Source organism: Rhodocytophaga aerolata (assembly GCF_030503435.1).
Taxonomy (GTDB): domain Bacteria; phylum Bacteroidota; class Bacteroidia; order Cytophagales; family 172606-1; genus Rhodocytophaga; species Rhodocytophaga aerolata.
On sequence record NZ_JAUKPO010000002.1, the window covers coordinates 529,111 to 539,311 of the forward strand.

At 39.3% G+C, this 10,201-nt stretch carries 10 protein-coding genes; 5 read left to right on the forward strand and 5 right to left on the reverse strand.

From position 1 onward, the window contains the following. The first annotated feature begins 9 nt into the window (after positions 1-9). On the forward strand, positions 10-300 hold the full coding sequence (locus tag Q0590_RS06630; RefSeq protein ID WP_302036716.1) for a hypothetical protein: 291 nt from the start codon (positions 10-12) through the stop codon (positions 298-300). Between the two features lie 67 nt (positions 301-367). On the opposite strand, the gene Q0590_RS06635 is transcribed toward Q0590_RS06630, so the two are convergent. Continuing rightward, a complete protein-coding gene (locus Q0590_RS06635; protein WP_302036717.1) occupies positions 368-1,135 on the reverse strand; it encodes a creatininase family protein in 768 nt (255 codons plus the stop codon). A gap of 88 nt (positions 1,136-1,223) precedes the next feature. Continuing rightward, positions 1,224-2,888 (reverse strand): energy-dependent translational throttle protein EttA, encoded by a 1,665-nt coding sequence (gene ettA, locus Q0590_RS06640; protein WP_302036718.1) that lies wholly within the window; start codon positions 2,886-2,888, stop codon positions 1,224-1,226. Between the two features lie 403 nt (positions 2,889-3,291). Between ettA and Q0590_RS06645 the strand changes: the two genes are divergently transcribed. The 3 genes from Q0590_RS06645 (at position 3,292) to Q0590_RS06655 (ending at position 5,785) form a co-directional block, all read left to right on the forward strand. Next, positions 3,292-4,587, forward strand: a complete 1,296-nt coding sequence (locus Q0590_RS06645; protein WP_302036719.1) for a DUF349 domain-containing protein — start codon at positions 3,292-3,294, stop codon at positions 4,585-4,587. A 180-nt stretch (positions 4,588-4,767) separates the two neighbouring features. Beyond that, entirely contained in the window at positions 4,768-4,989 is a 222-nt protein-coding gene (locus Q0590_RS06650; RefSeq protein ID WP_009284883.1) for a DUF2795 domain-containing protein, read from the forward strand. Positions 4,990-5,065: 76 nt separating this feature from the next. Beyond that, a complete protein-coding gene (locus tag Q0590_RS06655; protein WP_302036720.1) occupies positions 5,066-5,785 on the forward strand; it encodes an ABC transporter ATP-binding protein in 720 nt (239 codons plus the stop codon). Positions 5,786-5,794: 9 nt separating this feature from the next. Here Q0590_RS06655 and Q0590_RS06660 read toward each other — a convergent pair whose 3' ends face one another. Further along, on the reverse strand, positions 5,795-6,472 hold the full coding sequence (locus Q0590_RS06660; RefSeq protein ID WP_302036721.1) for a 2-C-methyl-D-erythritol 4-phosphate cytidylyltransferase: 678 nt from the start codon (positions 6,470-6,472) through the stop codon (positions 5,795-5,797). A gap of 67 nt (positions 6,473-6,539) precedes the next feature. Then, positions 6,540-7,586 carry a tRNA preQ1(34) S-adenosylmethionine ribosyltransferase-isomerase QueA gene (gene queA / locus Q0590_RS06665; RefSeq protein ID WP_302036722.1) on the reverse strand — a complete coding sequence of 349 codons (1,047 nt, stop codon included), beginning with the start codon at positions 7,584-7,586 and terminating at the stop codon, positions 6,540-6,542. A 346-nt stretch (positions 7,587-7,932) separates the two neighbouring features. Between queA and Q0590_RS06670 the strand changes: the two genes are divergently transcribed. Then, complete coding sequence (locus Q0590_RS06670; protein ID WP_302036723.1) at positions 7,933-9,402, forward strand: M20/M25/M40 family metallo-hydrolase; 1,470 nt, start codon at positions 7,933-7,935, stop codon at positions 9,400-9,402. Between the two features lie 53 nt (positions 9,403-9,455). Here the strand turns inward: Q0590_RS06670 and Q0590_RS06675 are convergent, their stop codons facing one another. After that, on the reverse strand, positions 9,456-9,902 hold the full coding sequence (locus tag Q0590_RS06675; RefSeq protein WP_302036724.1) for a DUF5004 domain-containing protein: 447 nt from the start codon (positions 9,900-9,902) through the stop codon (positions 9,456-9,458). Positions 9,903-10,201 lie beyond the last annotated feature (299 nt).

The window sequence follows — 10,201 nt, forward strand, 5'->3', positions numbered from 1 at the left end:
CCTACAAACATGGCTAAAAAGAAAATATCCAAAAATGAAAAACCCAGAGTAAATCCTGAATTGGAAGGATTTGAAATTAAAGTAAATACATTCGGGGAAATCATTACCAATTACGACATCAATAAAATCAATGAGTTTCTAAACAAGAATGTAGACGATAAAAAACTACGCGACCGGGATGATTTATTAGAGGAACCCGAAGAAGGAAAGCCCCGTGGTAAATTTATTAAGAAGGAAAAGGTAAAAAAATCAACTGATGAGCAGGATGAAGAAGAGAAAGCAGAGGATGAAGAAGAATAAAACAAGCTAACGCATACATAGGTTGATGCACTAATATCAGGCAGCGCATCAACCTATGTATGCTTAATTATTCATATAAATCTTCTATGGGGCAACGGGCTAATTCTGTGTAAAACTTAGCAATATTGGCTGTAATAGCATCCAGATAAATCTTCCCCTTTTCTGCAGTAGACTCTGCCGGATTACCCACACCGGTATCTTTAGTTACCTTGCTCCATTCGCGTTGTGCCCATACCCATCCTTCCTTAAATCCACTTAATTTAAATTTTTTATCTTTCCCATCGCCAGCTTCTGATAAGTCCAGAACTAGATCCGGGGCAATATGCATCATGGCACTGGTTTCCATAGCACCTGCGTGGTCTCCAGGTTCTACAAAATAGTTATTCCAGTTTACAGCTTTGTACCAATTCATCGTGCAGATGAAGGTAGTAGGGTATTGTGCCTGAATCTCCCGGATCATCTGCCGGAAATCATTGCCCCCATGGCCATTCATTACTACAATCTTATTGATTTTTTGCCTGGCAAGTACATCAACTATATCGCGTAGTACAGCCATCTGGGTACTGGGATTCATATTGATGTCCAGTGTAATATCTAACTGGCCAGTATTTACACCAAAAGGAATAGTGGGTAACACAATTACTTTGGTGCCATTTTCCCAGGCCATACGGGCAGACTCAGCCGCTACATAATCGCATTGCATGGTATCCGTAGCATACGGCAGATGATAATTATGCGCCTCAGTAGCTCCCCAAGGAAGTACAGCTACATCATAGGTCTGATCTTTTACAGCTTTCCAATTGGTTTCTGCTAATATATAGGGTCTAGGTGGCATAAGACGATTGTAAATTCGAATAAAATGTAACAAACATAAAAAAGAACACCTCACAGATTTCCAGAATCTATGAGGTGCTGCTTAATTCTTAGGCTAATTTTTTGTACCGGATTCGTTTAGGTTCAGCATCGCCCAGCCGTTTCTTTTTATTGTCTTCGTATTCCGAATAGTTACCCTCAAAGAAAACCACCTGCGAATCGCCTTCAAATGCTAGGATATGCGTAGCTATTCTGTCTAGGAACCAGCGGTCGTGGGAGATCACTACTGCACAGCCTGCAAAATTCTCCAGGGCATCTTCCAGAGCACGCATGGTGTTTACATCCAGATCGTTGGTAGGCTCATCAAGCAGCAATAAATTAGCCCCTTGTTTCAAAGTCATGGCCAGGTGCACCCGGTTGCGTTCTCCACCCGATAAGTTGCCTACCTTTTTCTCCTGGTCGGCACCACTAAAGTTAAATTTACTTACATAGGCTCTGGAGTTTACCTGCCGGCCGGCCAGTAGCATTTGCTCTGTTCCTCCAGAAATGGTTTCAAATACTGATTTATTCGGTATTAGATTATCGTGTTCCTGATCTACATAAGCTACTTGTACAGTATCTCCTACATCAAATGTTCCAGCATCAGGTTTATCACGTCCGGTAATGAGCTTAAACAAAGTCGTTTTACCAGCACCGTTAGGCCCTATAATTCCAACAATTCCACCTTGTGGCAAGGAGAAGCTAAGGTTCTCGAATAGAAGTTTATCGCCAAATGCTTTTGATACACCTTTTGCTTCTATTACTTTACTACCCAAACGTGGACCTGCGGGAATAAATAGCTCCAATTTATCTTCTTTCTGTTTAGTTTCTTCACTCAACAGCTTATCGTAAGCACCTAAACGGGCTTTAGACTTAGCATGGCGGGCCTTTGGAGCCATACGAACCCATTCTAATTCACGCTGCAACGTTCTCTGGCGTTTAGATTCTGTTTTCTCTTCCTGGGATAACCTTTTTTGTTTCTGCTCTAACCATGACGTATAATTACCTTTCCACGGAATACCCTCTCCCCTATCCAGCTCCAGAATCCATCCGGCTACATTATCCAGGAAATAACGGTCGTGGGTTACGGCAATAACAGTACCTTTGTATTGTTGTAAATGCTGCTCCAGCCATTGCACCGATTCCGCATCTAGGTGGTTGGTTGGCTCATCTAGCAATAGTACATCCGGCTCTTTCAATAATAACCGGCAAAGGGCGACCCGGCGTTTTTCACCACCAGAGAGATTCGCAATTAAGGCATCCGGTGGTGGCGTACGAAGAGCATCCATGGCTTTTTCCAGCCTGGTATCCAGTTCCCAGGCATTGTAGTGATCCAGTTTCTCTTGTACTTCTGCTTGCCTAGCTATTAATTTATCGAAGTCCGCATCAGGGTCTGCAAATTTTTCGTTGATCTGGTCAAACTCTTTCAATAGGTCTACAATTTCCTGCACCCCTTCTTCGACTACTTCTTTTACTGTTTTGTTCGGGTCCAGTTGAGGCTCTTGCTCTAATATGCCTACAGTATATCCAGGTGAAAAAACTACTTCTCCTTGAAAATTTTTATCTACTCCGGCAATTATTCTTAATAGGGAAGATTTACCGGAACCATTCAGACCGAGCACACCTATTTTGGCACCATAAAAAAAAGACAGGTAAATATTTTTTAATACTTGTTTCTGAGGCGGGTATATTTTACTTACCCCCGCCATCGAAAATATGATGGTTTCGTTACTCATCGGCTTAAGTTGTTGATATATTGCTACAAATATGGGAAAAAATATGCTTAGGGCGTTTTTTTTAAAAAGTAATTAATTAAAATTGTAACTGAAACACATACCGTTTTATACAATAAAGATATAGGATTATTTATAAAAAAGTTTAGTCCGCTTTTCTTAAGAAGCCAGGCAATGGTTGATCCATTTAGATTGATCAACTTTAGAGTCGCCAAACAGATAGTAAAAGGTACAGGTTTAGTAAAAAAATAAAATAGTATACATCCTGATTTTATAATATTTATTGAAAATTTTATTTTACCATTGCTTTTTATATTTTAAATTTAGCATATAAGCGCAAATAAAAATAACCTGGTAATTAGAATAGAGATATCAGTATATTTAAGTAAAACAAACAACCTGCAAAATGATGGAAGAAATTCAGTGGTCGGATGAATATGGATATGTCCGTGATAATAAAGTCTACCTACGGGGCTTTTTGGGCTATCCTGACCGGCAAATAGGAGAGGTAAAACAAAGTGTAGAAGCAAGTGTAAAATATTTCAGAGACCGGTTTGAAACTGCGACACAAAAAGTAAATGAACTACATGAACTCGTAAATGAGGCTCAAAATAAAGGTTCATATCTGATGAAACTGCTGCACCTGCGTCAGTACCTAATAGAATTTGATGGATTAGGCGATTATCCGGCCTTGCTTGACAGATTAGACAAACTGGAAGCCGAACTCCGGACAACGATTGTACATAACAGAGGACGTAACCTGGAAATTAAGCGGGCATTGTTGCAGGAAGCTGAAGCGCTTGCCGATAGCACAGACTGGAAAGAAACCTCCGAAAAGTTTAAGGAACTTAAAGCCAAGTGGATAAAAACTGGTGCTGTAGACAAAGAACACGAAGAAATTGAAAGCCAGTTTGATGCCATAGTTAACGGGTTTTTCGACAGACGTAAAGCTTACTTTGAACAAAAGAATGAAATATCCCGCAGAAGAGTGTCTCGGTATGAAGATCTGGTAAAACAGGCAATGTACCTGAAAGATTCTACCGATCTGGATGTAACAGCTTCCAAATTCAAGCGACTGCAGGAGCAGTGGAAAAAGGTAGGAAAAGTACCAAAAGCCATGGCAGGTACTACCTGGGAAGACTTTAAAAAAGCTAACGATGTATTTTTTGAGCGGTATAAAAAAGCAAAAGGACAATCAGGTACATATGTAAAACGGGTTGATCCAAAAAAACTTGCGCAGGAGAAACTCACCAAAGAAGCAGAAGAATTGCTGCAAAGCAGCGATATTACGCATGCTTCGGAAAGAGCCAAACAATTACTGATGGAATGGAAAAATGTAGGGGTTAACCCCAAATTCCAGGACAGGCAGTTATCTGACCGGTTCAGAGCAGCGTGTGATAAGATTTTTGAAATGAATTATTTGATGCGGGTAGTAAAGAGGAAAAACTTCTTTTTTGATAAAAAACCATTGGTAGATCAGCTTCAAATAAAAATATCCGTTATGTCAGATCTGATCAGAAAAGATAAAATGGAACTGGATACCTATGAGGGCAATGTAGATGGCATGAATATGTTGAATAAAAGCCAGACAATGGACAAAATGGTAGTATCTAAATTGAATGTACAGAAAAGAAAGATTAGTGTAAAAGAATTGCTGCTGAACCAGTTTAAAGCAGAACTTGCTGCCATTAAATCCAGATAATACGTATCAAGTGCTGGTAGTAGATACAATAAACGCCACTTGACAAATAAAACCAGAGATAATTCAAACAATTTTGTAGGTTTTCGTTTATAAGATCTGAACAAACCAAAACACAAGTAGTTGATTAATCCGATTTACTTTTTATTTTCGCACACTATTTAAATTTAAAAGGAAAAGACTATGTATTGGACCTTAGAGTTAGCCTCTTACTTAGAAGACGCCCCATGGCCTGCCACAAAAGATGAATTAATTGATTATTCTATCCGCTCCGGTGCACCATTGGAGGTCGTGGAAAATCTGCAGGAATTAGAAGACGATGGTCAACCCTATGAGAGCATAGAAGAAATATGGCCTGATTATCCAACAAAAGATGATTTCTTTTTTAATGAAGACGAATACTAAGCAAGCAAAGGGGCAAAAGGATTTATAAAAATATATTCTTACACCCCATTTAGCTTGTTGAGGTACAAATAATAAAGTGTCAATAGTATTTGAAGTAAAAAATTTAATTGCGGATTATGGTGCAAAAACTATAATCCGCAATTTATCTTTTAAAATATCCCATCCTGCTTTTGTAGCAATTGTCGGCCATAATGGCTCTGGAAAAACTACGTTGTTTAAAGCACTTTCAGGCCAGTTACCCTATCAGGGAGAAATTATTATTAACAACCAATTATTAAAGCATACCAGCAATCCCTTTACTTTGGGAGAACTAGCACTACTAGCTCAAAAAAACAATGTGGGTTTTTCTATACCTGTAGAAGAATTGGTAGTAATGGGAAGGTTCCGGATGAAAAAGTTTTTCCAGGCATATAACCAAGCGGATTATATGGCCACACATCAAGCTTTGGCTTTGCTCAAGTTATTACCCCTTGCACAACATAATTTTGTAGACTTATCCGGAGGCGAACAGCAGTTAGTATGGCTGGCACAGTTGATGGTGCAGGATACACCAGTGTATTTGTTGGATGAACCTACACAGCAGTTAGATTTATATAATAAAAAGCAGGTTTTTACGCTGATGATGGAATGGGTAAAACATTATCAGAAAACAGTATTTTGCATTACACACGATCTGCATAATTTGTTTACTATGGAAGGCTATTTGCTTAATCTTTCTGTAGACCGGCCTATGTTAGAGCCATTGCATCCGGAGGTAATACAGCGGCATATTACTTTACTGGAATCTGGCAGATAGGTAATTGCGTTATGCTTTCTTCTTCAGAAAAGCCTCTGCCCACAATAAATCCTCAGGTGTAGTAATTTTAATATTCTCATAAGAGCCATCTATCAGGCTTAGCTGAAAACCGGCTGCTTCCGCTACACTGGCATCGTCGGTAAAATGGGTATGAACAGCCTGTAAAAAACTTTGTCTGATAACAGGTAGCTGAAAAGTTTGAGGGGTTTGTACAAGTCTGAAATGTGTGCGGTCTACTGTCTGGCTAGTTCCATCCACACTAACTTTTCTGATTGAATCCTTCAGCGGAATTACTGTAATCGCACACCCTTTTTCTCTGGCTACATCAAAACTATGCTTAATAGTCGCTACAGGAACAAATGGCCTTACACCATCGTGAATTGCTACTAATCCATCCGTTGCTGTAATAGCTTGTAAACCATTTTTTACAGAATGAAACCTGGTTTCTCCACCGGGCACTTGTAAATGGGGCACAGTAAAAGTATACTGCTTACACAGTGTATTCCATGTAGAGATGTCTTTTTCTGGTAATACAAGAATGATTTGTATACTTGGAAACGCCTGATAAAAGCGAGTAAGCGTATGCATTAAAACAGGCAGGCGGCCTACAGGTATAAACTGCTTTGGTACCTCAGATTGCATTCGGCTACCAGTACCACCTGCTACAATAATTGCATATAAGGACAAGAGAGTGAGTAGAATAGTATAAGAGCCGGAGCTACGTTTATAGGTTAGCTCCGGCTCTAAAAGTATATCAGATAATAAGCATTACATCTCCATAACTGAAGAAACGGTATTTCTCCTTTACGGCTGTATTATATGCTTGCATAATTAAGTCGTACCCGCCAAAAGCACACGTCATCATCAGCAAGGTAGACTCTGGCATATGAAAGTTGGTAACCAGCGCATTAGAGATTTTAAAGTCGTAGGGCGGGAAAATAAATTTATCTGTCCAGCCCTGGTTTGCTTTTAAACGTCCGTTGGCAGATACAGAAGACTCTAACGCACGCATGGTAGTGGTACCAATGGCACAAACCCGCTTACGGGCATCCAACGCATCATTTACTCTGTCTACGGTTGGCTGAGGCACTATAAAATTCTCAGAATCCATTTTGTGCTTAGTTAAATCTTCCACATCTACCGGGCGGAAGGTACCTAAGCCAATATGAAGGGTGATGGGAGAAATTTGTACACCTTTAATCTCCAGGCGTTTCATTACCTGTTTGGTAAAGTGCAACCCTGCTGTAGGAGCTGCCACAGCACCAGTATGCTCTGCATAAATGGTTTGATAGCGTTCCCTGTCAGCGGGCTCTGCTTTTCTTTTTATATATTTAGGTAGTGGTGTTTCCCCTAGTTCATCTATTGTTTTGTAAAATTCTTCATCTGAGCCATCATACAGAAAACGGATGGTACGCCCGCGGGAAGTAGTATTATCTATTACCTCAGCCACCAAGTCACCGTCGCCAAAATATAGTTTATTTCCAACGCGAATCTTTCTGGCCGGATCTACCAATACATCCCATAAATGCGCTTCTTTATTCAGCTCACGTAGCAGGAATACTTCAATCTTAGCACCAGTTTTTTCCTTATTGCCATACAAGCGGGCAGGAAATACTTTTGTATTATTGATTACCATTACATCTCCATCATCAAAGTAATCAATAATATCTTTAAAAATTTTATGTTCAATAGTTTTAGCCTTCCGGTTTACTACCATCATTCTGGCTTCATCACGGTTTTCGGAAGGATATAAGGCTAGTAGATTGGCGGGTAGATCGAATTTAAATTCTGACAGCTTCATATATATGTGCAAGTATAAGAATATGCTAACGAATGGGTATTTTTAAACTTTCTGCAGAAAAGATTAATCCCACCACTTAGTCAACAACTAAAAAGGAAGCATCCAGAAACATATCTGGGCTGCTTGCCATTGGGGTGCAAAGGTAACATAATACTATTAAACCTGGAACAAATTTACCAAAAACTAATTTTTGTCTTTTTAAGAGCTCTCCTGCCAATTTGTGCGCCATCTTTTATAGAATCTAACCAAGGTCAATACATTTACAGGCAAGTCTGGATTGAACATTCCAAAATATTTTGCCTTTACGTATATTACAGCAAATTTTAAAGAAGCCCCTGATAAGTAGATGAGAAAGCATTACTTACTTATTTTTTCTTTTTTTATAGTTGTTCTCACAGCTTATTATACAGCTGAAGAGCAGCCTAATGCTGTTTTTCAAAAAATTAATGAAGAAGTACTTAATCACTCTAAAGCATACTCCTCTCTGCAACAAGCTACTTCGACCATTGGTCACCGGTTGACAGGAAGTCCCAATGGTAAAAAAGCGGAAGAATATGCCCACCAATTGCTGGAACAATACGGATACAAAGGAGTAAAATATCAGCCATTTGAGTTAGAAGCATGGATCAGAGACACCGTTTCTCTAGAGATTGTGCCTAAAAACAGTGATAACTTCCGGGAGATTAAAGCTGTAGCGTTGGCTCATTCACCTGTTCAGTCGCAGATGAAAGGGCTGATTGTGGATGTGGGCAATGGACTGGAAAATGACTTTGAAAACTCAAAAGATGAAGTAAAAGGCAAAGTTGTATTGATGAACATAGGCATACTGCCTCCCGATAAAACTCTTAAAAATTTGCACCGGTCTGAAAAAACAGCGCTGGCTATAAAATATGGTGCAACCGGAGTAATTATGGTAAACGGGGTAAAGGGCGGAGTATTACTCACTGGCACTGCTTCTGTTACAGGGCAACTTATACCTATTCCTGCTATATGCGTTTCTCTGGAAGGGGGAGAGATAATCCGGGAATGGATGCAGGAAGAACCTAATCTGGAAGCTCATATTTCGATGCATAACATTAGTAATAGAGTAACTGCCCGGAATGTAATTGCTACGTTGAGAGGCTCTAAATTACCAAGAGAAAAAATTATCATTGGTGCCCACCTGGATTCCTGGGATTTGGCTACCGGAGCAATTGATAATGGCATAGGTTCGTTTACCGTGCTTGAGATTGCCAGAGTATTTAAAGCTTTGAAACTTAAACCCAAACGTACTATTGAATTTGTCATGTTTATGGGCGAAGAACAAGGGTTAGTTGGCTCCAAAGCCTATATTCATACGATGCTGAAAGATAAATCCATCAGGCAGCTCAGGTATATGGTTAATCTGGATATGGCCGGAAATCCTATCGGGTTTAATGCTTTCGGCCGCGAAGAAATGGTATCCTTCTTTACAGAAATTGGCAGCACAATAAGAGCCATAGATACTACTTTCCGCAATTCCGTTACCAATACTGCTGGTTTACATAGCGACCACCAGCCATTTCTTTTACAGGGAATACCCGTTACAGCCCCGGTAAGTAACTTGGACCGACGAGTTTACCAATGCTATCATTCCAGTTGCGATAATTTTAAGCTAATCAACAAAAAGCATCTCGACAATTCTGTCCGCTTTACTGCTATGATGCTGTATGCGTTAGCTAATGCAGACCAACTACCAGCCAACAAATATGCTGATGAACAAACGAAAGAGTTTTTAATAAAGCAGGGGTTGAAAAATGAATTGGTTCTGGGAAATGAATGGAGATGGAATGAATAAAAAAGCGAAAGCAGATGTATCTGCTTTCGCTTTTCAACGTATTTGGCTTCTGATTACTGAGCCGGAATTAATATTATTCTGTATTCTGTATCGCCTGTTTTTGTACTTTGTACAACATAGCTGATTTCCAGGCTATTTTCAGCGAGTGATTCTAATTCTACCTCTAACGGGTTACCTGTGCTAAAAATAATCTTTTGTGGGTTTTCATTGTTATCAAACTGCCAGGTACCAGTGGTTACTGTGCCACTTACATCTGTACGTGAAAAGCCAGTAGCGCTTGTAAAATTTAATCGGTAATTCGCATAGTTCTGAGAGTTAGGAGTAGACACAGGAGGATCTGTATAAACAGGACTATCATTAGCTGTTACCTGCCTTACTTTCCAGTTCTTTTGTATTAATTCTGTTTTGCTAGCAGGATTGGGTTCTTTCCCCGGACATGCATATAATAATGGCACCATCAGGCAAAAAACCAGCAGATAAAAGGTATTTATATTTTTCATAAAGTTCAATTTCAACCTCAAAATAGATCCTTAAATGTGTTGAGTAAACAGCTAAAAGAAAAAATAAAATTCAATGTGTAGTTGCTTCTTATGCGAATATACAAATATAATTCGATTCCTTTAAATGGTTAAAAGGCTTTGTAATATACAGTGAAACCTTATAAGAAGGCGCTTAAAAACCAGGTAATCATACATATGTAGGTAATGCTTTTTTCTAAAATGTTTTTAATTATTAATGCTGCGGCCGTTTACCTTTTATCTTAAAAAATATTTATCCCAGAGGTATCATTATTCTAATT